Consider the following 24,457-nt stretch of genomic DNA (forward strand, 5'->3'; position numbering starts at 1 on the left):
TCATCGCCCAGGACAGCGCCGGATCCGGACACCGCTGGCGCCTGCTCGATGACGCGCCATGGCGGCGCGTCTATGTGGCCTACGACCCCGCGACCGCTCCCGCCTTCGTCCCCACGCCCGCCCGCAGCTGAATGTCGGAGGTCCGGCCATGACCCAGTCCCCGCCAGAAACCCTGGACGTCGCGCTCATCGGCGCCGGCGTCATGAGCGCCACGCTCGGAACGCTGCTGAAAGAACTGGAGCCCTCGCTTTCCGTCGCGATGTTCGAGCGGCTGGATGACTGCGGCCTGGAAAGCTCCAACTCCTGGAACAACGCAGGCACCGGCCACGCCGCCAACTGCGAGATGAATTACACCCCGCAGCGGCCGGACGGCTCCATCGACATTTCAGAGGCGCTGAAGGTCAACGCCGAGTTCGACATTTCCCGCCAGCTGTGGGCGCATCTTGTGCGCAAGGGCGCCATTGCGGACCCGCGCGCCTTCATTCACCCCTGCCCGCACATGAGCCTTGTCTGGGGCGACGAAAACGTCGCCTTTCTCCGGGCGCGGCACGCGGAAATGTCGGCGCATCACTGCTACCGGGGCATGGCGTACGGCGAGGACCCGAAACAGATCGCCGAATGGGCGCCGCTGGTCATGGAAGGGCGCGCGCCAGGCGAAAAAATCGCCGCCACGCGCATGATCACCGGAACCGACGTGGACTATGGCGCGCTCACCCGCCTGCTGGTGGGCCAGCTGACGGCGCAGTCCGGTTTTTCCGTGCATTACCGGCGCCAGGTGGCCGGTCTTGAGCGCGAGACGGACGGGCGCTGGCGGGTGACGGTGGAGAACCTTGCCGACCGCAGCCGCGAGAACGTGCTGGCCCGGTTCGTGTTCATCGGCGCCGGGGGCGACTCGCTCAACCTGCTGCAGATGTCGAAAATCCCGGAAGGACGCGGTTACGGCGGCTTTCCGGTGAGCGGCGTCTGGCTGCGCTGCGACGTGGACGCGGTGAGCGCCCGCCATCACGCCAAGGTTTACGGCAAGGCCGCCACCGGTTCGCCGCCCATGTCGGTGCCGCATCTCGACACGCGCATTATCGGCGGCCGGCGTTCGCTGCTGTTCGGGCCCTACGCCGGCTTCTCCACGCGTTTCCTCAGGCACGGCTCGCTGCTCGACCTGTTTGAGTCCATCACGCCGTGGAACATTCTGCCGCTGCTGGACGTGGCGAAGGACAATGCGGCGCTGACCGAATATCTCATCGGCCAGGTGCTGCAGAGCGCCAGCCACCAGTTCCGCATGCTGCAGCAGTTTTATCCTGAGGCCGTCCGCGGCGACTGGAAGGAAGCCGTGGCGGGCCAGCGCGTGCAGATCATCAAGCCCAATCACCACGGCGGCGGCTTCCTGGAGTTCGGCACCGAGCTTGTTCCGGCGGCGGACGGCTCGCTGGCGGCGCTGCTGGGCGCTTCGCCCGGCGCCTCGACGGCGGCGGCCATCGCCCTGGAGGTGCTGCAGACATGTTTCGCCTCCCGGATGACGCCAGACGGCTGGCTGCCGGCGCTGAAGCGCGTCATCCCCACCTGGGGCGTGGACCTGACGACCGACGCCGCCGCCTGCGCCAGCATCCGCGCCGAAACGGCGGCCGTGCTGAAGATCGACAACGTCTGACCGGCGATGGCCGGCGCGGCTGGCCCGGCCCCGGCTCAGCCGGCGGGCTCCGGGGCGCGGGCGCGCATGCGCGCCATCCAGGGCGGCAGGACGAACCGCCTGCCATTGCGGAAATCAGCAAACCCAGCATCAACGGGCATATACCGAAGCTGACGCCGGTCGGGGCCGTATCGGCGTTGTGTGCTGCTTCGCAGAGGAACAGCACCAGCCCTCCAACCGACGTCAGGTCGGCCTGTAAAGGGAGACGCCGTCGCCGGGATTGGGCGTCTGAACAACACTTTCAATCGTAGCCATCAGACCATCATACCGATGGCTATATCATAAGTCGGTGGCGATTTATTTCATGAGGTTAAACGACTGCCTGAAGATCGCCTCGAAGGTGTTCGGCGTACCTTTTCGCGCGACCATTCGGCGCAGATCCAGCGCAGCGACACGGACCCGTCCGACGGAGTCTAGACGAACGGAATCTACCCGTTGTGATTGCGCAGGAAGGTTTCAATTGCGCCCGCCTGCGCCGGGGTCAGGTTGTCCCAGGTCAGCGTCAGCACGCGGCGGATGTTGTTCATCCCGTCGCCCGCGCTCTGCGTGTAGCCGTCGCCAAACTCGGCCGTCAGCACCTTCACCTCGGGCCGGTCAACGGACTTGCTGGGCGGATACGGTGACGTGAACGCCTGCAGCGCCATTGGCTACCCTGTCTCAGTCCTCTCTTGGACCAACGTGCTTTTTTAACAGCTCGCATTCCTCAATAATGCGACGGGTGTCTGAACCTATCTCCCGTACGTTCAGGTCTGCGATTTTTACAACATGCCGCATAAAGACGTTTTCGGGAATGCCATTTGTCTTTGCGATACTGGCAACGATTCTGAAAGCGCGCTCCGGGTCTACATGCGTTTCGCCGCACAACCTGTCAGCTGTCACCAGGAGCGAAGCTGTTTCCAGCCGCTTCAGCTGTTCGTCGTTATACACCCCCTTCAGCGAAGCAAGCTCCGCCTTGCCTGCGGCCCCAAACATGATGTCGGCGTGCGCAGACGCCACAACCAGCAGGCCGGCGATGGCGCCGGCGACAGTCCTGCCAATCCGTATGACGGCTCCCTCCTCATTGCGCAAATGCGATTACACTTGCGCAACGTAGTCGCGCAAGCCGGCGTCGCAACCGGCGCAGCGGTTGCCTGCTCAGCATTCCGCTGGGTTTGAGCTGCTGGCGCAGCTCCTCGGTGACGAGCGTGCATGACGGTGAGAAGCCGCCGGATGACCGCCGGGCGGTCCGCCACGCCCGTGCGGCGCGCCGCCACTACCCGACCGGGGAGGATGTCCGGCCGCGGCCGCCCCGTAAGATCGGTATGACGTTTTGAACAGGAAGTCATACCAGACGAGGCCCGCATGCGTCCGCACGCGCTTACCGTCTCCAGTCTGCTTGTCGCCGGCGTCATCGCCGCCGCTCCGGCTCCGGCGCGCGAGGCAGGCGGCCGGGACACGCCCGCCCCTGACGCCGCCACTCCGGCGGCGGCCGGCGGCGCGGTGACGCTCGACGAGATTTCCGTGCAGGGCGCGCCGGAGTCCCCCCCGGGCCTGCAGACCGTGACGCGCGCGGGTTCGCGCCTGCCCATGACCGTGATGGAAACGCCCGCCAGCGTCGACGTCATCTCCGGCGAGACCATGCGCGACCGCGGACAGGCCAGCCTGCAGCAGGCCATCGCCCGCGACGCCACGGGCGTCACCTTCATCGGCGAGCCGGGCGACGGCGCGTCCGCCATGTCCATGCGCGGCTTCACCGGGGCCCAGGCCATCACCCGCCTCTACGACGGCGTGCGTCTTTACGCCGGCGGCGGCGCCATCACCTTCCCCTTCGACACATGGACCGTGGAGCGGGTAGAGGTTCTGCACGGCCCGGCGTCCGCGCTGCATGGCGAGGGCGCCATCGGCGGCGCCATCAACGTCATCCCCCGCAAGCCGATGTTCGACGGGCGCCGCAACGAAGTCATGGCGACGACCGGCTCGTTCGGCATGTTCGGCCTCGCCGGCGGCAGCGCCGGCCCCGTCGGCGCCAGCGCCGCCTATACGGTCGATGTGGCCGGACGCGGTTCGCGCGGCTGGATGGAGCGCGGCGACGCCCGCTCCCTCGCCCTCTCCGGCGCCCTGGCCTGGAAGCCCGCTGACGACCTGCAGCTCACCCTGTCGCAGGATTACGGTCACGACGAGCCGTCCGGCTATTTCGCCACGCCGCTGGTCAACGGGGCGCTGTTGTCCAGCCTGCGCAAGCGCAATTTCAACATCGCCGACAACATCCTGCGGTTTCAGGACAGCATCACCCAGCTTCACGCCCGCTGGACGCCGTCAGACACGGTGGAGATCAACGCCCGCGCCTGGCATGTGACCGGCGAACGCAACTGGCGCAACGCCGAAAACTACACGTGGCTGCCGGGCTCCGCGAACGTGCTGCGCAATGACTACATCGCCATCCGCCACAGCGTGGCGCAGACCGGGACGCGGCTCGACGGCGCCCTCCGCGCCACGCTGGCCGGCATGCAAAACACCACGTCCGTGGGACTCGAGCTGGAGCACGTCCGTTTCCGCAAGCGCGACAACTCCCCTTACCCGGGCGAGTCGGTGACGCCGCTGTTCGGCGGCGCGCCCGGTTTCTTCGGCGCCTACGCCATGCAGACCACCGTGGACGCAAGGACATGGCGTTACGCGCTGTTCGCGGACAACCGCCTGCAAGTCAGCGACAAGGTCTCGCTCATCGGCGGTCTGCGTTTCGACGCCCCGCGCCTTGACCGCGACAACCCGGCGACCGGGGCCCATGCGGCGGCCACGCTGGATTCGCTCAACTGGCGTCTCGGCGCGGTGTGGAACCCGCGCCCGGACGTCGCCGTCTACGCCCAGTACGCGAAGGCGAGCGAGCCGGTGACGAGCGTGCTCGGCTTCTCCGACGCGGTGAAGGACATGCGCCTGCCCGTGGGCGAGCAGATTGAGACCGGCGTGAAATTCATGCTCCCTGGCGGACGCGGCGAAGCCACCCTGGCCGCCTATCACATCACCCGGAGGAACATGCTGTCGCGCGATCCGGCGGACTACAGCGTGGTGCGCCAGATCGGCCGGCAGTCGTCGCGCGGCGTTGAGGCCCGGCTCGGTCTTGCGGTGACGGACACGCTGCGCGTCGACGCCAGCGGGGCGCTGCTGCGCGCCCGTTATGACCGTTTCGTGCAGCCGGACGGCGATTTCACCGGCGCCACCCCCGCCAACACGCCGCAGCAGACCGCCAGTCTGTGGGTGACCTGGCGGTTCATGGAGCACTGGCGGCTCACCGCCGGCCTGCAATATGTCGGCAGGACTTACGCCAATGACGCCAACACCGTCACCCGGCCGGCCTATACGGTGGTCAACGCCGGCCTCAGCTGGCGGCCGGCGCCATACGCCAGGCTGGACCTCACGGTGGAGAACCTGTTCGACGCCATCTACGCCTCCTCCGGCGCGGCGCATCACTCTGCGGCCGCCAGCATGTGGCGGCTGGGGCCGCCGCGCGCCGTCACGCTCGCCCTGCGCATGTCGTTCTGAGGGACGCCCCGCGCCCGCAAGCTATACCCGATCGGGGAGGATGCGCGGACGGACCTTCCGGATGCTTAATCGGTCTGCGCCGCCAGGCCCGCCACGCCGGCGGAGCGGCGCCGCGCCGGCTCCGGACACGCCGACATGTTCCGCGGCGGCCTCCGGCCGGGCCAGGCGGACGGGGCGATCCGGAACGCGGGCGCGCGCTCCGGGCGGAGCGCGCCCCGGCCCGGTCCCCGCCGGACGGGGACCGCACAAGCGATCCGGAGGACAGGGCCAGAGCCCGCCCTCCCCACTTACCAGGGACCCAGCCTCATGCATCTCACCATTCGCGAGGAAGAACGCCTGCAGATCTGGACGGCCGCAGAAATGGCCCGCCGCCGTCTCGAGCGGGGCGTGAAGCTGAACTACCCCGAAGCGGTCGCCCTTATCAGCGACGAAATTCTGGAGCGCGCGCGCGAGGGCTCCATTCCCATGCTGACGGACATGATGGAGTACGGCGCGACCATCCTGAAACGCGAGCATGTGATGGAAGGCGTGCCGGAGATGCTCACCATCCTTCAGGTCGAGGCGCTGTTTCCGGACGGCACCAAGCTGGTCACGGTGATGAATCCCATCCGCGACTGAACCGCTCCGGCGGCGCGCCGTCGCGGCGCGCCGCCCTTCCCCACGCGCTCCCGCCGTTCTCCCTGTCCCGCGCCTTACGTCCCGTCTGCGCCGGCGCAGTCGCCGGTGCGCGCCGCGCGTCAATTAACGCTACGTAAGCCGACCGCGACATCCTGCCTGACGACCGGCGCCCTGCGCGCCGCATGAACAGCGGATGACAAATTCAGCAGAAATCACGCCGCTTACCTGGGCAACATTCAGGCAGATCACCCTGTAGCGCAGTCCTGACCCCGGTTTTCATGGCGAACACCATGATTTTCGGCGTGGCACGCGACTTGCTTTTGCGTGGATACGGACAGCCCGTGCGAAGTCTGGATATTCCCCGATTGTCCGGGCGTCCGCAGCAGGGAGCATCGTCATGATTTCCCATTCTCCGGAAAGTATCCGTAAACACTTTGCGGCCTGCGCCGGCAAGATCGAGGATTTCAGCTCCGCGCTGGACACGCTGTTCGCCATCACCAGCGACATGGGCTTCACGCAGGTCCTGTACGCCTACCTGCCAACCCCGGCCCGCCTGCCCAATGGCGACTGGCTGCCGCTGAAGCTGAACGTCCGCAACTTTCCACGGGACTGGGAGGGCGAGTGGAAACAGTACATGCGCGTCGATCCCTACTATCGCGCATGCTTCCAGGGCATCATGCCGCTGGAGTGGGCGGAGGTGCAGTCCAGTGAATGGCTCACTGAAAAGCAGCGCAAGGCCTGCGCCTATCTCGGAGATTTCGGCCTGTGGCGCGGCGTCACCGTGCCGGTTCACCTGCCCTTCGGCCGTTTCGCCGTCGTGAGCGCCATCGTCGACAGCAGCTGCCGCAACTGGGAGCACGTGCGCGACAATGCGTGGGAGCCGCTGCGCGCCCTCACCCATGACTTCACCCAGCTGGTGCTGGAGCGCGGCCTCGAAAACCAGATCGAGCGGGAAACCCACGTGCAGCTGACGCCACGAGAGATCGAATGCCTGCGGTGGGCCTCCGCCGGCAAGACGTCGCATGAAACGGCCATCATCATCGGCCGTTCGGTGGAGACGGTGCGGCTGCACCTGAAGAACGCCATGCGCAAGCTGGACGCGTGCAACCGCGTGCAGGCGGTGGCCACCGCGGCGCAGCTTGGCCTGCTGTAAGAGGCCGCGCCGCCAGACGCCGGCGGCGCCGCGCCCGGACGGCGCCGGACAGGCGTCGAGCGCCTGCAGGCGCGGGCAGGGGTCGCGCGAACGGCGCCGCGCCCGGCGCGCCGGAGCGACGCCGTCAGGTCGTGGCGACGCCGTCAGATCGACAGGTAGCGCGCCGCGGTTTCCGGATCGTCCAGCGCTTCCGGCGGGATCTCGTCGACCACCGCGCCCTTGTCCATGACCACGCAACGGTCGGCGACGGCGCGGATCAGCGACAGCTTCTGCTCCACGATCACCACGGTCAGCCGCTCCTCGTCGCGCAGGCGGCGGATGATGCGGCCAATGTCCTGCACGATATTGGGCTGTACGCCCTCAGATGGCTCGTCGAGCAGGATGATGTCGGGACGTCCGGCAAGAATACGACCGATGGCGAGCTGCTGCTGCTCGCCGCCGCTCATCGAGCCGGCCTTCTGGTGCAGGCGCTTCTTCAGCACCGGAAAAAAGCCGAACACGCGCTCCAGATCCAGCTCCCGGGCCTCGCCCACGCCCCGGCCCATGGCGAGGTTCTCGGCCACGGTCATGGTGGCGAAAACGTCGCGTCCCTGCGGCACGTAGCCGACGCCCAGCCTGGCCCGCCGCGTGGCGTCCATGGCGGTGACGTCGATTCCCCGGAAAACGATCCGCCCCGCCATGGGGCGGATTTCGCCCATGATGGTCTTCATCAGCGTGGTCTTGCCGACGCCGTTGCGGCCGATCACCGCCACGATCTCGCCCGTCGCCACCGTCAGCGACACGTCGTTGATGATCCGCACGCGGCCATAGCCCGAGCACGCGCCGGCCAGCTCAAGTTGCGGCGTCGTCATCATTCGGCTCCCAGATAGATCCGGCGCACGTCCTCGTTGGCGGCGATCTCGTCGAACGAGCCCTGCGCGAACAGCGAACCGTAGTGCAGCACCGAAGTGCGGGCGTTGAGGCTGCGGATGAAGCCCATGTCGTGCTCGATCACCACCACGGTCATGCCCGAGCGGTTCAGCTCACGGATCAGCCCGGCCGTACGCGCCGTCTCCTCCGCGGACAGGCCGGCGGCGGGCTCGTCGAGCAGCAGCAGCTCCGGCTCGGCGGCGATGGCGAGGCCAATGGAGAGCCACTGCTGCTGCCCGTGCGACAGGCGCTTCACCGGAACGTCCTCGACCCCCGGCAGGCCGATGCGCCGCAGGATGGCGCTGGCCCGCTCCCGGATCTCCGCCTTCGGATGGTTGCGCCGCAACGGCACGAACAGGTTCTGGGCCGCGGTGAGGTCGCCGAAGGCGCTGATGTTCTGGAACTTCACCGAAAGGCCGAGGCGCGCGCGTTCGAACGCCTTGAGCCGGGTGACGTCGCGCCCCCTGAAGAACACCTGGCCGCGGGTGGGACGCTCCACCCCGATCAGGATCTTGAAGAAGGTGCTCTTGCCGGCGCCGTTCGGGCCGACGACGCAGTGCACCTCGCCCTCGGCGATCGATATTGAGAGGTCGCTGAGCGCGCGCACGCCGCCGAACACCTTGTCCACGTCGCGCACTTCAAGAATGGAGTTGCTCATCGCGCCGCCTCCCCCTGTGCGGAGCCGGAACGGGCGGTGAGCCGCCCGATCCTTTCGCCCAGCGTGGCGAACACGCCCTCGGGCGCGACCAGCATGGCGCCGACAAGGATGAAGCCGAGCACGAGCATGGAGATCTCGCCCCAGGATGACAGCTCGATCGAGATCCATGACAGCAGGACGGTGGAAAGAACCACCGAGGTCAGGTCCTTGCGGCCGCCCACGGCGACCCAGATCACCACGAGAATGTTGGGGCCTACGCCGAAGCCGTCCGGATGGATGTAGGTTCCCCACGCCGTGTAGAGCGCGCCGGCGAAGCCGGCGATCGCCGCCGAGAGGCAGAACGCCGCCAGCTTGATCTTGCGCACGTCATAGCCAAAGGTCTCGGTGCGCCGCTCATCCTCGCGCACCGCCGCCAGCAGGTAGCCGAAGCTGGAGTTCACCAGCCAGCGCAGGCCCAGATAGACGGCGATCAGGCAGCCCAGCGCCACCCAGTAGAAGCTGGCGCTGCGCCCGTCGAACTCGACGACGTTTTCGCCCCAGCCCACGGTGAGGCCCGGAATGCCGGGAAAATCGGCGGAGACCGGGCCCAGTCCGTTCATGCCGCCCAGATGCGCGCCGCCGATGGCGTAACCGGGGTCGGCGGTCTGGCGCATGAACAGGCCGAGCAGCAGCGACACCACCAGCATCAGGATGGCGACATAATCGCTCTTGAGCCGGCTGTAAAACATCAGCCCGCCGACCACCGCCGCGAGGATCGCCGGCGCGAGCGCGCCGGCCAGCACGGCGGCGAGGCTTTCGCCGGTGATCCCGATGAGGTTGATGCCGGCCACGCCATAGGCGTAGCCGCCAATGCCGAAAAACGCCGCTTGGCCAAGGCTGAGAATGCCGGCGTAACCCCAGATCAGGCACAGGCTCAGCGCCAGGATGGCCGAGATCATGAAGTTGCTGGCGGTGAGCACCTGGTAGCGGCTGGCGAACGCGGGCAGCAGCGCGAACGCCGCCGCCACGATGATCCAGCATGTCCAGAACGCCCGCGAGTTGCCGAGGGTCTGCGGCCCGTTGAGCCCGGAGAGGAGACGGAGGGGGAAAGAGTTCTTCATGGCGGTCATCGCGCCATGGCGCGTGCGCGCCGCTTCTGCACGTAGTCGGAGATGCCTTCCGGCATGGCGAGCAGGCAGACAAAGGCCGCGGCCATGATGGAGATGTAGCCGACGTACTGGTTGAACACGTTGGCGAAAGTGGTCTGTACGCCGGCGAGATAGAGCGTGGCGTAGACCAGACCGAGGATGGCGTTGGCGCCGCCGCCAAGCGCGACGGTGATGAAGGCCATCGGCGTGTAGCTCTGGCCGAAGAACGGCGACACCGCCGCCGTCTGGGCGAACATGGCGCCGGCGACGCCGCCCAGCGCCGCGCCCAGCGCGAAGACGCCGGTGTAAAGGCGGCGGGTGTTGACGCCCAGCGCCGCCGTCATGCGCGGATTCTCCATGGCGGCGCGGGCGTTTATGCCGAAGGGGGTGAAGCGGAACAGCGCCCACACGAGGATGACCAGGCCGATCGCCACGCCCGCCATCACCATGCGGTAAACGGAAAACGACAGGGCGCCTACGTCGAAACTGCCGTAGGGCGTGGGCATGTTCATGGTGGCCGGACCGAGCAGCAGCAGCGCGCCCTGGCTCAGGATCATGCTCAGGCCCCATGTCACCACGAGCGAGGACAGGAGCTGGTTATAGAAATGGCGGATGACCAGCTGTTCCATGACCACGCCGGCGAGGGCCGCGGCGACGCCGGCGGCGATGACCGACAGCGGCATGGGCGCGCCGGCGTGATAGGTGGCGGTGGCCACATAGGCGCCGATCATCATCAGCTCGCCGTGCGCCATGTTGATGACGCCCATCATCCCGTAGATCAGGATGAGGCCGACGGCCGCCAGCATCAGAAAGGCCATGTTGTCGAAGTACTGGTAGATCCAGCTGAAGATCTGACCGGCCCAGTCCATGTCGGGGTTCTCCGCTTTTTCCGGCGGCGGACGGCGCAATCCGTGACCGCGCGCCATCGCCGCCGCAGACAGACATCATCTCCGGGAGATGCAGGAAGCGTTCCACGTGACGGCCCGGGGCGCGCCGGCGCGGCCTCGCGCAAGGTCGCGCCACGCTCCAGCCGGCGCGCCGCGCGGAGGCAGGGACCGTCCGGCGGCGCGCGGGCCCGTCAGGCGAAGCTCAGTTGGCGAGCAACTTTTTCCACTCGGGGTTGTCGCCCGGCAGGAAGGCGCGGCCTGGCGATTTTTTCGTCATGTCGACGCCGATTTGTGAGAGAAACGACGGCCCGGTCATGCCGAGATCTTTCACCAGCTCGAGGGTGTGGTCGTCCTTCACCCGGAACAGGTAGGTGTGCATGGCGGCGTGATGCTGCCTGCCGTCCAGCTTCCACGGCCCGCCAGGCGCGTCGGGAAGCTCGACGCCCGACTCCAGCGCCCTGATCACCTGTTCGGTTTCGGTGGTTCCCGCCTTCTTCCAGGCCTCCGCCATGGCCTTCACGGCGACGTAACCGAAGGCGGCGTGCTCGTTGACGTAGGGGATGTCCGGCGCCATGGCGCGGATCTTCGCCGCGAAGGCCTTGCTGGCCTCGCCCGGCACGTCCTCAACATAGGCCGGGGGCACATACATGTTGGCGAGCGAGGGCGGCGCGAAGCGCTTGTGCTCATAGCCGTCGGCGATGGTGACGTTGGACCATACCGGCGTTTTCAGGCCGGCCGCCTGGGCCTGGGGATAGAACTGCACGTGATCGGCGCCCACCAGGCAGTGCACCTGGAAGTCAGGCTTCGCGTTCTTGATCTTGTCGATGGTGGCCTGCCACTGCGACACGCCGAAGGGGAAATACTCCTCCATCACCAGTTCGCCGCCGTTCAGGGCGGCGGCCACGCGCACCCACTGGCCGATGGCGCGGCAGAAATTGTAGTCCGCGCCAATGAAGGTCATGCGCCTGCCCATGTTTTCGATCATGTATTTGATCGCGGGCAGCACCTGCTGTTCGGGCGTCGGTCCGGAGAAAAACGAGTATTTGTCGGCGATGCCGCCTTCGCCCTGGTTGTTGTGCCAGTAGATGGTCCGGTTGCGCGTCACCTCCTTGCGGGCGGCCTCGCGCTCTGCGCCGGTGTAGCCGGCCATCACCACGTCAGCCTCATTGTCGAAGACGCAGCGCTGCGCCAGCTCCTGGTAGCGTTTCACGTCTGACTGTCCGTCGTACTGGACAAGTTCGACCAGCTTTCTGGCGCCGTCGACGTCAATGCCGCCGGCGTCATTGATCTCCTTTACGGCCAGCTTGTAGCCGTAGGTCTTCGGCGTGGACATGATCGAGAAGTCGCCTGACAGGTCGTCGATGGCGCACACCACGATCCTGTCTTTCTTCTTCGCCGCTTCCGCGGCGGTGGGGGCCAGCACGGCGCCTGCCGTGAGCGCCAGGGCGAACATGGAGGTAGCGACGCCGTACAAGAAGGACTTGCTCACCTTAGGCTCCTGTTTGGTCACGAACGCTGGACAGGGATCGTTGACGTCAGCATGGAGCCTAGAAGCGCGGGGCGCCGCCTGGCACGCTACCCGATTGGGGAAGCTGCGGGCGGCCGCGGCGCGCGGCTTAATCGTGGGGAACAGCGGCGCCTGTTCCGTCCGCCGGCCCGGCAGCCAGGCCGGCCGCGTGAAACGCCCGGAAACCTGTGTCATCCCCACGGAGCTGATCCATGTCCGCCAGATGGGTTCGACCCCCGATCCCGCAGTCCGTCGTTCCGGAAGAAGCCTTCCCGGTCGGTGAGCCCGAAAAGTGCGGCGCCATCGCGTTCGCCGAGGGCGACATTGAGATCAACGCCGGCCGCCCGACCATCGAACTGGTGATGGTCAACACCGGCGACCGCCCGATCCAGATCGGCGCCCATTACCACATCGCCGAATGCAACAAGGCCATGGCCTTCGACCGGGAGGCGGCGTTCGGCTACCGCCTCGACATTCCCTCGGGCAGCGCCGTGCGCTTTGAGCCCGGCCAGAGCCGCAAGGTGCGTCTCACCACCTATGCGGGCCGCCAGGTGGCGTTCGGCATGAACAACATGACCAACGGCTCCGTGCGTTCGGACATCATCCGGGAGCTGACGATGCAGCGCCTGCGCGCCCACGGCTACTGCTTCGAAGGGGAGCGCTACAAGGTGCGCGAGCGGCCCGACAGCCGTTTCGGCGACTCCGCCAGCGACGGCTAGAGCCTGGCGCGGCGGCCCTGCCCGGCCGCGCTCCTTCCTTCACGCACGCCCACGCAACCGCGCCGCAGGCGCCGGCGGCCCGCCCCGCCCTTCGCGCCCGGCATGGCGAAACGGACCGATCCATGAGCATGAAGATTTCGCGCCCGGACTATGCGGCGCAGTACGGGCCCACTACGGGCGACAGGATCCATCTCGCCGACACCGGCCTCGTGGCCGAGATCGAGCACGACTTCACCGCCTATGGCGACGAGCTGGTGTTCGGCGGCGGCAAGACCATCCGTGACGGCATGGGACAGGCCTCCAAATGGAAGGCCCGCGACGGCGCGCTGGATCTCGTCATCACCAACGCCGTGATCATTGATCCGGTGCTGGGGGTGGTGAAGGGCGACATCGGCGTCAAGGACGGGCTCATCGTCGGCGTCGGCAAGGCGGGCAACCCTGACACCATGAACGTCACGCCCGGCCTCGTGGTCTCGCCGAACACCGACATCCTGTCGGTGGAGGGCATGATCGTCACCCCCGGCTTCATCGACATCCACCCGCACTTCGACAGCGTGCAGCAGCTGGCCGAATATCAGGGCGCCGGCTTCACCACGGTGATCGGCGGCGGCTCCGGCCCCAAGACGGTGGGCATCGAATGCCCCGGCGTCTACAACCTGCACCGCATGCTGGAGGCGATGGCGGACATTCCCCTCAACTTCGGCAATTTCGGCAAGGGCAACTCGGCGACCAAAGGGGCGCTGGAGGAGCAGATCATCATCGGCGGCGCCACCGGCCTGAAGATTCATGAGGACTGGTCGTCCTCGCCGGCGGCGATCGAGGCCTGCATGGACCTGGCGGACGAGCTGGACTTCCAGGTGCAGATCCACGCCGACACGCTGAACGAGACCGGATACTACGAGGACACGCTCGCCGCCATCAACGGCCGCGTGATGCACATCTATCACGCGGAAGGCGCCGGCGGCGGCAACGCGCCGGACATCATGCGCTGCGTGATGGAGCCAAACTGCCTGCCCAGCTCCACCAACCCCACCAATCCCTTTTCGATCAACACGTACGATGAAGAGATCGACATGTTGATCACCTGCCACAACCTGAACAAGTCGGTGCCGACTGACATGGCCTTCATCCAGGGCCGCGCCCGCGCCGAAACCATGCGCGCTGAAGACGTGCTGCACGACATCGGGGCCATTTCGATGATCGGCTCCGACAGCCAGGGCGTGGGCCGCGCCGCCGAGAGCGCCCAGCGCGCCTTCCAGCTCGCCGCGGTCAACAAGGTCCGCTTCGGCAAGCTGCCGGAGGACGCGCCGGGCAACGACAATTTCCGCATCCGCCGTTACCTCGCCAAGGTCACCATCAATCCGGCCATCGCCTTCGGCGTCGACTCCTATGTGGGCTCCATCGCCCCCGGCAAGCTGGCGGACCTGGTGCTGTGGCGGCCAAAATTTTTCATCGCCAAGCCGGAAACCACGGTGAAGGGCGGCTTCATCTCCCATGCGGTGATGGGCGATCCGGCCGGCTCGCTGATGACCTGCCAGCCGCTGAAGTACCGGCCGCAGTACGGCTCCTACGGCCCCAATCCGGCGCGGCTGAGCTATTCTTTCGTCACCCAGGCGGCCATCGACGCCGGTCTCGGCAACCGCCTGCGCGCCCACCAGACGCTGGTTCCGGTGAAGGGCACCCGCACGATCTCCAAGCGCGACATGTACCTGAACAACGCCATGCCGCACGTCGAGATCGATCCGGAGACCTACAACGTCTACATCGACGGCCGCCGCGCTACGGTGAAGCCGGCGCGCACGCTGCCCCTCACCCAGCTGTTCTACTTCCGGTGAGCCCGCCATGAGCGCCATTCCCGCGATCATCACCGGCGTTCTCGGCCAGTTCGACGCGGCCGCCGCGACAGGCGAGACGGACGTGCTGGAGCTGACCTCCGAAGAACGCGCCAGCCCGCACTTCACCGCGTACACGCGCGCCGGCCGCCGCCTGCGCCTGTCGCTGCCGCGCGGGACCGAACTTCAGGACGGCGACGTGCTGCACCGGGACGACGCGCTCACCATCATCGTGCGCGCCGCGGCGGAGGAGCTGCTGCTGCTGCGCCCCGGCGCCGACCCGGTGGAATGGAACGCCGCCTGCTACCAGCTGGGCAACCTGCACCGGCCGGCGCGTTTCCTGCCTGGCGGCGTGCTGACGCCGCGCGATCCCATGGTCGAACAGTTTCTCGCGCGCCTCGCCGTGCGCGTGGAGCGGACCACGCGCCCGTTCACCGGCCGGCGTTTCGGCGCCGCCGGGGCGCACCATCATCACGACCATGACGACGGCCACGGACATGCGCACGGGCGCGACCATGCGCATGTTCACACGCATACACATACGCACGCGCACAGCCACGTCCATTCGCATGCGCACGACCATGGTCACGCGCATGACCAGCGCCACGGGCATGGCCAGGCGCACGGCGACCACCATGATCCCCGGTCGCAGGACCATGCGCACGCGCGTCAACCCCACGGGCTGGCCCATGGCTAGGGTCGCGCCGGTGAGCCACGCCATGGGCCTGCGCGCCGCCGCGGGCGCCGGTTCCGGGGGCGGCGGCGGCAACCCCTTCCGCCCGCCCGCCGCCGGCAATGGCGGCGACCGGCTGCTGGCGCTGCTGCAGCTGGCCAGCGCCTCCTTCCCCACCGGGGCTTTCACCCAGTCATACGGCTTCGAGACCTGGATCAATGACGGCGTCGTCGCCGACGCCGCGACGGCGGAGGCGCGTTGCCGCGACTGGCTGCGCTTCAACGTCGCCACCTGCGACGCCGTGGCCATGGTCCACGCCCACCGCGCCGCCGGCGCCGGCGACGTGGCGCAGCTGCGCCTCCTGGACGGCATGTGCACGGCGCTGAAGCTGGGACGCGAGGCCCGCGCCGCTTCGACCATGACCGGGCGGGCGCTGGTCGCCGCCGTGCGCGACGTGTTCGGTCTCGAGGGGGCGCGGCTGTACGGCGAGATGGTGGACAGGGACGGGTGTCCCGGCAATCACGCCGTGGTCTACGGGGTGGCCGCCGCCGGGCTCGGGCTCGGCGAGGGCGAGGCGACCACGACCTTCCTGTGGAGCGCGCTGGCCAGTCTGGTGGCCATCTGCCAGCGGCTGACGCCCTTCGGCCAGGTGGAGGCGCAGCGCATCATCGCCCGGGCCGGCGACCTGATCGACGCCTGCGCCGACATCGCCCGCACCCGGCCGCTCCACGGCATGAGCGCCGCGTTTGCGGCGCTTGACGTCGCCGGCATGCGCCATGAGCGGATGCCGTCCCGCCTGTGCATCTCATAATCCTGTCTGGCGACGCGCGTCCGCAGGGGCCGCGTCCACCGGAGGCGCATCCATGAGGAAACCCGTACGCATTGGCGTCGGCGGTCCGGTCGGCTCGGGCAAGACGAGCCTGGTGACGCAGCTGTGCCGGGCCATGGCCGGCCGGCGCTCCATCGGCGTCATCACCAATGACATCTTCACCCGCGAGGACGCCGAGACCATGGCGGCCTCAGGCACCCTTGACCCGGCGCGCATCGTCGGCGTGGAGACCGGCGGCTGCCCGCACACAGCCATCCGCGAGGACGTCTCGATGAACCTGGTGGCGGTGCGCGACCTGACGCGGCGCTTTCCGGATCTCGACATCATCTTCATCGAGAGCGGCGGCGACAATCTGGCGGCCACCTTCAGCCCGGAGCTGGCGGACAGCCATATTTACGTCATTGACGTGGGAGCCGGCGAGAAGATCCCGCGCAAGGGCGGACCGGGCGTCGCGCGGTCGCCGCTGCTGGTGATCAACAAGACCGATCTTGCGCCCCATGTGGACGCCGATCTTTCCGTCATGGAGGAGGACGCGCGCCGCCAGCGCCGCGGCCGCCCGTTCTGTTTCACCAACATGAAAACCGGCGCCGGGCTTGAAGCCGTCGTGGCCTGGATCGAGCGGGACGTGCTGTTCGGGGAGGCGGAGTGATGGCCGCGATCGTGCGTCCCGATCCGCGCTGGATCATCGGCAAACACGCCCTGATGAACGTGCGCGCCGTGCGCCGGCGTGGGCGCACCGAAATGGACCCGCACTCCTGGCGCATTCCCTACCAGTGGCAGGGCTGCCATTACCAGGACAATGACGACCAGCCTTTCCTGCTGCTGATCAACAGCGGCGGCGGCTTCGTGGAGGGCGACGTGGCCGAGCTGCACGTCACGCTGGAGCCGCAGACGCGCGCGCTCGTCACCACGACCGCCGCGAGCAAGTTCTACAAGTGTGAAGGCGGCGGGGTCTCGCGCGAACTGGCGGACTTCGACGTGGGCGACGGGGCCACGCTCGAATACTGTCCCGACGAGTCCATTCCCTTCGCCCGCGCGAAGGTGGAGCGGCGCACCCATATCCGGCTGAAGAAAACGTCGCGCCTGTTCGCCACCGACATGCTGGCCGCCGGCCGGGTGCATCACCTGCGCGGCGAAGCCTTCGCCTTTGACATGCTGGATTCGGAATTCCGCGTCAGCCTGGAGGGCGAACCGCTGGCCATCGACCGGGTCATGGCCTTCGACAGGGACGAGGTCGCCGCCCTGCGCCGCCTGTGGGACGGCTGCAGCCATTCCGCCACGGTGATCGCCTATGCGGAAGACCTGCCGGAGGGGATCGAGGCGGAGGTGGAGAAGGCGCTGGACGCCGCGCCGGCAAGAGCGGCGGGCACCAGCCGCAGCGGCCCGCTGCTCACCTGCCGCATCCTCGCCGACGAGGCGTGGGCGTGTCACGAAGCGGTCTTCGCCTGCTGGCGCGCGCTGCGACCGGCCATCGCCGGCAAACCGGCGCGGCCGGTCCGCAAGTGCTGAGCCCGCGCAGGCCGCCGGGGTTCAGGGGAGGCGTCGCTCCCCGCGTCAGCTGTCGTTTCCCCTGCAACAGCGCGTCCGCCTTCCCCCCGGCGGACGCGTCTTGCGTTGGCGGCGGCCGTTCCGTGGCGCGCCATCGCCGGCGCGCGCCGGCGGCCGGCGGACAGGGCGGCGCATTCACGTCGGCCGGTCAATGGCCCGCGCCGGAAAGGGCGGCAGCACCGCGGCGGCGAGGGCGGCGCCCTCGGGCGAGGTCAGGCGCAGGTGCGGTCGCGCCGGCGCCTCCTCCACGATGCGGCCGGCCTGCATCACCAGCACCCGCGAGCAGAAACGCGCGGCGAGGCGCAGGTCATGCGTGATGAACAGCCAGCTGACGCCCTGCTCGCGCTGGATGCGCGCGAACAGCTCCAGCATCTGCAGCTGCAGGCCAAGATCAAGACTGGCCACCGCTTCGTCGAGGATCACCAGTTCCGGCTGCGGCGCCAGCGCCCGGGCGATGCAGACGCGCTGCAGCTGGCCGCCGCTCAGCTGGCCCGGCCGGCGACCGGCGTCGGCCGCCTGCAGGCCCACCAGCTCCAGCAGACGGGCGACGCGCTCGCGCGCCGCCGCGCGGCCGAGGCGGAGGAGATTGCGCAGCGGCTCGCCGACGATCTCTCCGACGGTCGCGCGCGGATCCACCGCCTCCGCCGCGTCCTGGAACACCATCTGCACGGCGCGGCGCAGGCCCAGCCAGTCGTCGCGGCGAAAGGCGCCCAGCGGCCGGCCGCGAAACCACACCTCCCCGTCGTCCGGGGGCTCAAGCCCGGTGAGCAGGCGCGCCAGGGTGCTCTTGCCGCAGCCGCTGCGTCCCACCAGGCCTACGGTCTCGCCGGCGCCGATGGCGAGGCTGACGCCCTGCAGGGCGCGGCGCGCCCGCGCCGGGCCAATCAGCGGATAGGTGCGGAAGACGCGCGAGACATTGCTGGCCCTGAGAACCGTCATGAGACCTCCGCGACGCCATAGAGCGCCATATGGGCCTGCAGCAGCCGCCGTCCGGCCGGAGACTGCGGCCGGCGAAACACGCCGTGGACGGAGCCGGTCTCGACGATGCGGCCGCCGTCCATCACCGCCACCTCGTCGGCGAGGCGGGCGACCACGCTCATGTCATGGGTGATGAGCAGCACGCCGAGACCGCGCCCGGCGCAAAGCCGTTCCAGCAGGTCGAGGATCTCGCGCTGCACGATCAGGTCGAGGCCGGTGGTCGGCTCGTCGGCGAACAGGAAGGGGCTGCCGCTGGCCAGGGCGATGGCGATCATCATGCGCTGCAACATGCCGCCGCTCATGCGGAAGGCGTGCAGGCCCAGCGCCTGCTCGCCCCCCTCCAGCCCCGCCGCCGCCATGGCCGCGAGGATGCGCCCGCGCCGCTCCTCACGCGGCACGCCAAGGGCGCGCAATGTTTCGAAGGCATGCCCGGCCATGGTGGCCATGGGGTTAAAGGCGGTGCGCGGATTTTGCATGATCGCGGCCACATGGCGGCCGCGCAGCGTCCCGAAGGGTACTGGCGCGCCGTCGAGGGTCGCCGTTCCGGAAAGGCGGCGCACGCCGGCCGGCAGCACGTCCAGCGCCGCGCCGAAGGCGAGCGACTTGCCCGCGCCGCTCGGTCCCACAAGGGCCAGCACCCGCCCGCGCTTGACCCGGAGGCTGACGTCCTCCACCAGCGCCTGCGCCGCGCGACCATGGCCGCGGCCGGCGAGACCCACGGAAAGACCTTCGATGGCCAGCACGTCCGCGCTCAATGTCCATGCTCCATGCGCAGGCGCGGATCAAGGTGATCGCGCAGGGCGTCGCCTGTGAGGTTGAGCGCCATGACGCTGAGGCACAGCGCAAGCCCCGGCCACAGGACGAGCAGCGGGCTGGTCCAGACGTAGGGCCGGGCGTCGGCGATCATCACGCCCCACTCGGCGGCCGGCGGCGCCACGCCAAGGCCGAGGAACGACAGGCTGGAGACATGCAGCATGATGTGGCCGATATCGAGCGTGGCCAGGGTGAGCAGCTGCGACAGGGCCGCGGGCGCCATGTGACGCAGGAAAATGCGGACGCGGCTCGCCCCGGCCATGCGCGCCGCCAGCACATGGTCGCGGCTGCGCAGGGCGATCACGGCGCCGCGCGCCGTGCGCGCATACCAGGCCCAGTGCGACAGGGCGATGGCGATGATGACGTTGGTCATGCCGGCGCCGAGCACGCCAATCAGGAACAGCGCCAGCACCAGGGTGGGAAAGGTGAGAAACACGTCGGCGAGACGCATGATGGCCTGGTCAGCGCGCCCGCCGAGCAGCGCCGCGGCGCCGCCGAGCGTGACGCCGGCGGCGAGGATGAGCGCCATGGCGGCGGCCACCGCGCCCAGCGATACCCGCGCCCCGGCGATGAGACGCGAGAGCACGTCACGCCCCAGGTGATCCGTGCCCAGCCAGTGCGCGGCTCCCGGCGGCTGCAGCCGCTCCGCCAGCGCAATGGCGTCAGGATCCCAGGGCATGAGCGCCGGGCCAAAGGCGACGACCAGCGTGATCAGGCCGGTGAGCACGAAGCCAAGCCGGCCGGACCAGGCGGCGCCGCGCCACAGGCGCACGGGAAAGCTCGCTCCGGCGCGGCGCAGGACGGCCGCCGCCAGCCGCACGGGTGGGCGTGACGCGAAAGACCGGCCGGAAGCGGACGCGGGGAGACTGTCAGGAAACGCCGGGGTCATCGCGCCGCCTCCATGGTCGCGCGGATGCGGGGATCGACCCAGGCGCTGATGAGGTCCGCGATCAGGTTACAGATTACAAAAATCGTCGCCATCATCAGGATGAAGCACTGGATCACCGGATAGTCGCGGTTGTAGATCGCCGTCACGGCGTAGCGGCCGATCCCCGGCCACGCGAAAATGCTCTCGATCACCAGGGCGCCGCCGAACAGCTCGCCCGCATGCAGGCCGATGGACGTGACCACCGGCGTCAGCGCGTTGCGAAGGATGTGGGCGCGCTCCACCTGCCGCTCCGGCAGGCCGCGCAGGCGGGCATAGGCCACATGGCGCTGGCCGGCGCATTCCAGCAGGCTGGCGCGCAGCAGCCGGGCGTTGACGGCGACGGACATCAGCGAAACCGCCAGCGCCGGCAACACCGCGTGGCGCCAGTCGCCCCGGCCCATGGACGGCAGCCAGCCCAGCTGCGCCGAAAACACCGCCACCAGCAGGAAGCCCACCCAGAAATTCGGCGCCGACACGCCAATGAAAGCGATGAGGCGGACCAGATGGTCCGGCAGACCGTCGCGGCGGCGCGCCGCCCATGCCCCGAGCGGCAGCGAGACCGCAAGAGTGATGAGCAGCGACAGGCCGGCCAGCTCCAGCGTGGCCGGAAGCCGGGCGAGCATGTCCGGCAGCACCGGCCGCTGCAGCGCCCAGGAGGAGCCGAAATCGAGGCGTAGCGCCCGCCACAGCCAGTCGCCGTATTGCGCCAGCATGGGCTGGTCGAGCCCGAGCAGACTGCGCGCCGCCGCCAGCGCCTCCGGCGTCGGGGGCGTGCGCGACAGGCGCAGATAGTCCATGGCCGGATCGGACGGCGCGAGGCGCAACAGCAGGAAGATCACCGCCGAGACCGCCAGCAGGACCGGAGGCAGCAGCAACAGGCGTCGCAGCGCGTATCTGGCCATGGCTAGCGCGTCTCCGGGCGGAAATGGCGGACCGGAATTTCGCCGGCCGTCGGCGAGAACGGCGCGTCGGCGACGCCTGGGCCAGCCAGCGACATGTCCGCCACGTGAACAAGGGGGAGATAGATCGCCTCCTCATGCAGGCGCGTGAGCACGCGCCTGCACAGTGTCTCGCGCTCCGCCGCGTCGCCGGCGGCGAGGAGCGCGGTGATCGCGGCGTCGATCTCCGCCTTGTCCGGCAGGCCCGACTGGGCCTGGTAGTCGGCGTGGGCCGGCGCGCGCATGGCGCTCATGAAGGCATAGGGATCATAGGGCGCGCCCCATGTGCGGTGAAAGGCCATGCCGAAGCGTCCCTCGCGCTGGCGCGCCTCCGCGGCGCCCCTGTCTTCGCCGACCAGCCGCGCGGCGACGCCAATGTCCGCAAGGCTGGCCTGCACGATCTCCGCCAGCATTTTCTCCAGCGGGTCATCGCCGGTGAAGGCAAGATCCAGTTGCAGGGGCTGACCGTCGCGGCTGCGGACGCGGGCGCCGGGCGCCAGCGTCCAGCCCGCTTCGTCCAGCAGGCGACGGGCGAGCTGCGGATCATGGCGGTATGGCTCAAGATCCACTTCGGCGCAGGACATTGCCGGGGCGAACAGGGCGTCGGCCCGGACGCCGGCTCCCTGCAGCACGCTGGCGACAATGGCGTCGCGATCAACGGCGTGACCAAGGGCGCGCCGCACGGCGCGATCCGCGGTGGGGCCCCGGCCGCTGTTGAGCGCGAACATCAGCGTGACGGCGGGCGCCGAGAGGCGCGCCTTCACCCCGGGCAGCGCCGCAAGCCGGCGGAACATGTCCGGGGAGACCAGGCCGGACGGGCCATGGATCACGTCGATTTCGCCGGTTTCGAAGGCGATGGCGCGGGCGTTGGCGTCGGGAATGATCCGCACCTGCGCTTCGTCAAAAGCAGGAGCGGGCCCGCGATAGGCGGGATTGCGGCGGAATACGGCCCATTCGCCTGGCCGCGTTTCATGAAGGGTCCACGGGCCCGTTCCGGCCGGCGCAAACTGTCCGGGAGGCGCGGAAAGCTGCGAGGGCGCGATGAAGCGGAACGGTCGCGGCAGGGACAGTTCGTGCAGGGTCGGCTGGTATGGAGCGGAGAGGGTCAGCCGCACCGTATGCGGGTCCACCGCCTCCACCGCCCGCAGACGGCGCGCCAGCCCCAGCCAGGCGTGACGCGGCCGGTCGGCGAGAATGGCGTTGATGTTGGCCACGACCGCCGCGGCGTCGAACGGCTCGCCGTTGGCGAAGGTCACGCCCTTGCGCAGGCGAAACAGGTAAACGCGCCCGTCCGGGGAGATTTCCCAGGATTCGGCGAGACAGGGCGCGAAGCCGCCGCCGGCCTGGTAACTGACCAGCGGCTCATACACCATGGCCTGCGCGAACATCTGGTTGGGGGCGTAGCCATGGGGATGCAGCGGGCCGACGTCAGAAGGCCAGGCGAGGGTGACGCGGCGCGTCTCCGCTTCGGCGGCCGGGGCGGAGAAGGCAGGAGCGAGCGTGAACGCCAGCGCCAGCAGGGCTGGCCGTACGTCGCGCGCTGGCCGGAACCTGACCATGTCGCCTCCACTGGCGTCGCTGGCGCAGACGTCCGCTTCCGGACAACGGCGCCGTCCGGCTCAGCAAGCGTCTGCAGATGAAGACGGGAGCCAGGGGGCGGTCCGCGCCCGGCCTGCTCCGGTATGAAAATGTGTAAGAAACATCATATGGTCTGCCTACTACGCAAAAGGGGTGGTTGCGTCCGGCGCACGGGCTGCTCCAGCGTCGCGCGGCTTCGTCGCGCCGGAGCGCACGGCCTGCAGCCGCGGCATGAGGTCCGCTCCGCGCCGTTCCGCCGTCCGCCGCGTCTCTCCCCGGCCCGCCCCGCCAGCCTGATTCCGCGGCGGCCGCCCCGGCTCGGCTCCTCTCCCTCCCTCACCTCCCCTTCCGCACTCCCGCCTCGCCGCCCGTCACGCCCGGCCGTTCACGCCGCGGCGACGGAGACGAACGCCGGGGAAAGCCCCGTCATGACGCCGGCGCGCGCACGGTTCTCGGCGATGCGCCAGGCATGCGGCGCGGCGGGCCGGGGGCGGAGCCGGGCCGGCCGTTCCGCGCCGGAACGGTTGCTGCGCGGGCGGACCGGGACGCGGACGCTCCGGTTCAGGCGGCGCGGGCCTGGCTTGCTTCGGCGAAGCGTCGCTCGGCCGCCGTCAGCGTGTTTTTCAGCAGGCAGGCGATGGTCATGGGGCCGACGCCGCCGGGCACCGGCGTGATATGGCCCGCGACTTCGCTCACCTCGTCAAAGGCGACGTCGCCGACGATCCGCCCCTTCGGCGCGCCAGGCTCCGGCGGCAGGCGGTTGATGCCCACGTCGATCACCACCGCCCCGGGCTTGATCCAGTCCCCGCGCACGAGGCCGGGACAGCCGGCCGCCACAACCACGATGTCCGCCTGGCGGCAGAGCGCCGGCAGGCCCACCGTGTCAAGATGGGTGACGATGATGGTGGCGTCGGCGTTGAGCAGCATCTGCGCCGCCGGCTTGCCCACCAGAACCGAGCGGCCGACGACCAGGGCGTTGAGACCGCGCAGGTCGGGAACCACGCTGCGGATCAGCATCATGCAGCCCATGGGCGTGCATGGCGCGAGCCCCGGCAGGCCGTTGGCGAGACGCCCGGCGTTCTCCGGGTGCAGGCCGTCCACGTCCTTGCCCGGCGCGATCGCTTCGATGACGCGGCCAGGATTGACGTGCTTCGGCAGCGGCAGCTGCACCAGAATGCCGTCCACCAGCGGATCGGCGTTGAGGCGGGCGATGAGCGCCAGCAGGTCCTGCTCGCTGGTCTCCTCCGGCAGGCGGTGCTCGAAGCTCTCCATGCCCGCCTCACGCGTCATTTTCACCTTGGAGGCCACATAGACCTGGCTGGCCGGGTCCGAGCCGACGAGCACCACGGCCAGACCCGGCCTGCGACCCATGCGGCGCGCCAGCTCCGCGGCGCCCTGGGCGACTTCCGCGCGCAGGCTGGCGGCGACAGCCTTGCCGTCGATGATCGTGGCGCTCATGGTTCGCGCACTCCTCTCCATCTGCTTTGGTTGAACAGGCGCGCCGCAGGGGCGCGCGGGCCCACATGCGGGGAAGCCGGCGCTCCCCGCCGCCCGTCTGCGGA

The 24,457-nt window shown here is 69.0% G+C and carries 23 protein-coding genes; 10 read left to right on the top strand and 13 right to left on the bottom strand.

The features are described 5' to 3' along the window. Positions 1-148 precede the first annotated feature (148 nt). Positions 149-1,645 carry a malate dehydrogenase (quinone) gene (mqo, locus tag ACFFJB_RS01300; protein WP_376828902.1) on the top strand — a complete coding sequence of 499 codons (1,497 nt, stop codon included), beginning with the start codon at positions 149-151 and terminating at the stop codon, positions 1,643-1,645. 467 nt (positions 1,646-2,112) lie between these two features. Here the strand turns inward: mqo and ACFFJB_RS01305 are convergent, their stop codons facing one another. Both ACFFJB_RS01305 and ACFFJB_RS01310 read right to left on the bottom strand, forming a co-directional pair. Next, on the bottom strand, positions 2,113-2,328 hold the full coding sequence (locus ACFFJB_RS01305; RefSeq protein ID WP_376828904.1) for a phage tail protein: 216 nt from the start codon (positions 2,326-2,328) through the stop codon (positions 2,113-2,115). Between the two features lie 13 nt (positions 2,329-2,341). Continuing rightward, entirely contained in the window at positions 2,342-2,752 is a 411-nt protein-coding gene (locus ACFFJB_RS01310; protein ID WP_376828906.1) for a hypothetical protein, read from the bottom strand. Positions 2,753-3,025: 273 nt separating this feature from the next. Between ACFFJB_RS01310 and ACFFJB_RS01315 the strand changes: the two genes are divergently transcribed. The 3 genes from ACFFJB_RS01315 to ACFFJB_RS01325 all read left to right on the top strand — a co-directional run bounded on the left by ACFFJB_RS01315 (position 3,026) and on the right by ACFFJB_RS01325 (position 6,971). After that, the gene (locus ACFFJB_RS01315; protein ID WP_376828908.1) at positions 3,026-5,200 is read left to right on the top strand and encodes a TonB-dependent receptor; all 2,175 of its coding nucleotides are present in this window, start codon (positions 3,026-3,028) and stop codon (positions 5,198-5,200) included. Positions 5,201-5,506: 306 nt separating this feature from the next. Further along, the gene (locus ACFFJB_RS01320) at positions 5,507-5,818 is read left to right on the top strand and encodes an urease subunit gamma (protein WP_376828910.1); all 312 of its coding nucleotides are present in this window, start codon (positions 5,507-5,509) and stop codon (positions 5,816-5,818) included. A 397-nt stretch (positions 5,819-6,215) separates the two neighbouring features. After that, the gene (locus ACFFJB_RS01325; RefSeq protein ID WP_376828912.1) at positions 6,216-6,971 is read left to right on the top strand and encodes a helix-turn-helix transcriptional regulator; all 756 of its coding nucleotides are present in this window, start codon (positions 6,216-6,218) and stop codon (positions 6,969-6,971) included. A 143-nt stretch (positions 6,972-7,114) separates the two neighbouring features. Here ACFFJB_RS01325 and ACFFJB_RS01330 read toward each other — a convergent pair whose 3' ends face one another. The 5 genes from ACFFJB_RS01330 to ACFFJB_RS01350 all read right to left on the bottom strand — a co-directional run bounded on the left by ACFFJB_RS01330 (position 7,115) and on the right by ACFFJB_RS01350 (position 12,041). Then, the gene (locus ACFFJB_RS01330; RefSeq protein ID WP_376829110.1) at positions 7,115-7,822 is read right to left on the bottom strand and encodes an ABC transporter ATP-binding protein; all 708 of its coding nucleotides are present in this window, start codon (positions 7,820-7,822) and stop codon (positions 7,115-7,117) included. Then, positions 7,822-8,538: an ABC transporter ATP-binding protein gene (locus ACFFJB_RS01335; RefSeq protein ID WP_376828914.1), complete on the bottom strand. Its 717-nt coding sequence runs from the start codon at positions 8,536-8,538 to the stop codon at positions 7,822-7,824. The genes ACFFJB_RS01330 and ACFFJB_RS01335 overlap by 1 nt, the downstream gene beginning before the upstream one ends. Further along, a complete protein-coding gene (locus tag ACFFJB_RS01340; RefSeq protein WP_376828916.1) occupies positions 8,535-9,638 on the bottom strand; it encodes a branched-chain amino acid ABC transporter permease in 1,104 nt (367 codons plus the stop codon). Before ACFFJB_RS01340 ends, ACFFJB_RS01335 begins: the two co-directional genes overlap by 4 nt. A 5-nt stretch (positions 9,639-9,643) precedes the next feature. After that, complete coding sequence (locus ACFFJB_RS01345; RefSeq protein ID WP_376828917.1) at positions 9,644-10,534, bottom strand: ABC transporter permease subunit; 891 nt, start codon at positions 10,532-10,534, stop codon at positions 9,644-9,646. A 220-nt stretch (positions 10,535-10,754) separates the two neighbouring features. After that, a complete protein-coding gene (locus tag ACFFJB_RS01350; RefSeq protein WP_376828919.1) occupies positions 10,755-12,041 on the bottom strand; it encodes an ABC transporter substrate-binding protein in 1,287 nt (428 codons plus the stop codon). A gap of 230 nt (positions 12,042-12,271) precedes the next feature. Between ACFFJB_RS01350 and ACFFJB_RS01355 the strand changes: the two genes are divergently transcribed. From ACFFJB_RS01355 to ACFFJB_RS01380, 6 genes are all read left to right on the top strand, one after another. Then, on the top strand, positions 12,272-12,778 hold the full coding sequence (locus tag ACFFJB_RS01355) for an urease subunit beta (RefSeq protein ID WP_376828921.1): 507 nt from the start codon (positions 12,272-12,274) through the stop codon (positions 12,776-12,778). A gap of 122 nt (positions 12,779-12,900) precedes the next feature. Continuing rightward, positions 12,901-14,613, top strand: a complete 1,713-nt coding sequence (gene ureC / locus ACFFJB_RS01360; protein ID WP_376828923.1) for an urease subunit alpha — start codon at positions 12,901-12,903, stop codon at positions 14,611-14,613. Positions 14,614-14,620: 7 nt separating this feature from the next. Beyond that, entirely contained in the window at positions 14,621-15,307 is a 687-nt protein-coding gene (locus tag ACFFJB_RS01365; protein WP_376828925.1) for an urease accessory protein UreE, read from the top strand. Further along, complete coding sequence (locus ACFFJB_RS01370; protein WP_376828927.1) at positions 15,204-16,094, top strand: urease accessory protein UreF; 891 nt, start codon at positions 15,204-15,206, stop codon at positions 16,092-16,094. Before ACFFJB_RS01365 ends, ACFFJB_RS01370 begins: the two co-directional genes overlap by 104 nt. Before the next feature lie 52 nt (positions 16,095-16,146). After that, positions 16,147-16,761, top strand: coding sequence for an urease accessory protein UreG (gene ureG, locus ACFFJB_RS01375; protein WP_376828929.1), 615 nt, complete (start codon positions 16,147-16,149; stop codon positions 16,759-16,761). After that, entirely contained in the window at positions 16,761-17,621 is an 861-nt protein-coding gene (locus ACFFJB_RS01380; protein ID WP_376828931.1) for an urease accessory protein UreD, read from the top strand. The genes ureG and ACFFJB_RS01380 overlap by 1 nt, the downstream gene beginning before the upstream one ends. A gap of 174 nt (positions 17,622-17,795) precedes the next feature. On the opposite strand, the gene ACFFJB_RS01385 is transcribed toward ACFFJB_RS01380, so the two are convergent. The 6 genes from ACFFJB_RS01385 to folD form a co-directional block, all read right to left on the bottom strand. Beyond that, positions 17,796-18,599 (bottom strand): ATP-binding cassette domain-containing protein, encoded by an 804-nt coding sequence (locus ACFFJB_RS01385; RefSeq protein ID WP_376828933.1) that lies wholly within the window; start codon positions 18,597-18,599, stop codon positions 17,796-17,798. Next, positions 18,596-19,393 (bottom strand): ATP-binding cassette domain-containing protein, encoded by a 798-nt coding sequence (locus ACFFJB_RS01390; protein WP_376828935.1) that lies wholly within the window; start codon positions 19,391-19,393, stop codon positions 18,596-18,598. Before ACFFJB_RS01390 ends, ACFFJB_RS01385 begins: the two co-directional genes overlap by 4 nt. After that, on the bottom strand, positions 19,390-20,223 hold the full coding sequence (gene nikC, locus ACFFJB_RS01395) for a nickel ABC transporter permease subunit NikC (protein ID WP_376828937.1): 834 nt from the start codon (positions 20,221-20,223) through the stop codon (positions 19,390-19,392). The genes ACFFJB_RS01390 and nikC overlap by 4 nt, the downstream gene beginning before the upstream one ends. A gap of 113 nt (positions 20,224-20,336) precedes the next feature. Next, on the bottom strand, positions 20,337-21,281 hold the full coding sequence (gene nikB / locus ACFFJB_RS01400; protein ID WP_376828939.1) for a nickel ABC transporter permease subunit NikB: 945 nt from the start codon (positions 21,279-21,281) through the stop codon (positions 20,337-20,339). 2 nt (positions 21,282-21,283) lie between these two features. Beyond that, positions 21,284-22,876 (bottom strand): nickel ABC transporter substrate-binding protein, encoded by a 1,593-nt coding sequence (gene nikA, locus ACFFJB_RS01405; protein ID WP_376828940.1) that lies wholly within the window; start codon positions 22,874-22,876, stop codon positions 21,284-21,286. A gap of 580 nt (positions 22,877-23,456) precedes the next feature. Beyond that, a complete protein-coding gene (gene folD / locus ACFFJB_RS01410) occupies positions 23,457-24,353 on the bottom strand; it encodes a bifunctional methylenetetrahydrofolate dehydrogenase/methenyltetrahydrofolate cyclohydrolase FolD (protein ID WP_376828942.1) in 897 nt (298 codons plus the stop codon). Between the last annotated feature and the right edge of the window lie 104 nt (positions 24,354-24,457).

This window comes from Camelimonas abortus (genome assembly GCF_042432745.1).
Classification (GTDB): domain Bacteria; phylum Pseudomonadota; class Alphaproteobacteria; order Rhizobiales; family Beijerinckiaceae; genus Camelimonas; species Camelimonas abortus.

Excerpts from the sequence above, each read along its gene's own strand:
- ACFFJB_RS01365 (WP_376828925.1), top strand. The coding sequence starts at position 14,621 with ATGAGCGCCATTCCCGCGATCATCACCGGCGTTCTCGGCCAGTTCGAC.
- nikA (WP_376828940.1), bottom strand. The coding sequence starts at position 22,876 with ATGGTCAGGTTCCGGCCAGCGCGCGACGTACGGCCAGCCCTGCTGGCG.
- ACFFJB_RS01355 (WP_376828921.1), top strand. The coding sequence starts at position 12,272 with ATGTCCGCCAGATGGGTTCGACCCCCGATCCCGCAGTCCGTCGTTCCG.
- ACFFJB_RS01345 (WP_376828917.1), bottom strand. The coding sequence starts at position 10,534 with ATGGACTGGGCCGGTCAGATCTTCAGCTGGATCTACCAGTACTTCGAC.
- ACFFJB_RS01385 (WP_376828933.1), bottom strand. The coding sequence starts at position 18,599 with ATGACGGTTCTCAGGGCCAGCAATGTCTCGCGCGTCTTCCGCACCTAT.
- ACFFJB_RS01315 (WP_376828908.1), top strand. The coding sequence starts at position 3,026 with ATGCGTCCGCACGCGCTTACCGTCTCCAGTCTGCTTGTCGCCGGCGTC.
- ACFFJB_RS01370 (WP_376828927.1), top strand. The coding sequence starts at position 15,204 with ATGACCAGCGCCACGGGCATGGCCAGGCGCACGGCGACCACCATGATC.
- ACFFJB_RS01335 (WP_376828914.1), bottom strand. The coding sequence starts at position 8,538 with ATGAGCAACTCCATTCTTGAAGTGCGCGACGTGGACAAGGTGTTCGGC.
- nikB (WP_376828939.1), bottom strand. The coding sequence starts at position 21,281 with ATGGCCAGATACGCGCTGCGACGCCTGTTGCTGCTGCCTCCGGTCCTG.
- ACFFJB_RS01330 (WP_376829110.1), bottom strand. The coding sequence starts at position 7,822 with ATGACGACGCCGCAACTTGAGCTGGCCGGCGCGTGCTCGGGCTATGGC.
- ACFFJB_RS01325 (WP_376828912.1), top strand. The coding sequence starts at position 6,216 with ATGATTTCCCATTCTCCGGAAAGTATCCGTAAACACTTTGCGGCCTGC.
- ACFFJB_RS01305 (WP_376828904.1), bottom strand. The coding sequence starts at position 2,328 with ATGGCGCTGCAGGCGTTCACGTCACCGTATCCGCCCAGCAAGTCCGTT.
- ACFFJB_RS01340 (WP_376828916.1), bottom strand. The coding sequence starts at position 9,638 with ATGAAGAACTCTTTCCCCCTCCGTCTCCTCTCCGGGCTCAACGGGCCG.
- mqo (WP_376828902.1), top strand. The coding sequence starts at position 149 with ATGACCCAGTCCCCGCCAGAAACCCTGGACGTCGCGCTCATCGGCGCC.
- ACFFJB_RS01380 (WP_376828931.1), top strand. The coding sequence starts at position 16,761 with ATGGCCGCGATCGTGCGTCCCGATCCGCGCTGGATCATCGGCAAACAC.
- folD (WP_376828942.1), bottom strand. The coding sequence starts at position 24,353 with ATGAGCGCCACGATCATCGACGGCAAGGCTGTCGCCGCCAGCCTGCGC.
- ureG (WP_376828929.1), top strand. The coding sequence starts at position 16,147 with ATGAGGAAACCCGTACGCATTGGCGTCGGCGGTCCGGTCGGCTCGGGC.
- ACFFJB_RS01320 (WP_376828910.1), top strand. The coding sequence starts at position 5,507 with ATGCATCTCACCATTCGCGAGGAAGAACGCCTGCAGATCTGGACGGCC.
- ureC (WP_376828923.1), top strand. The coding sequence starts at position 12,901 with ATGAGCATGAAGATTTCGCGCCCGGACTATGCGGCGCAGTACGGGCCC.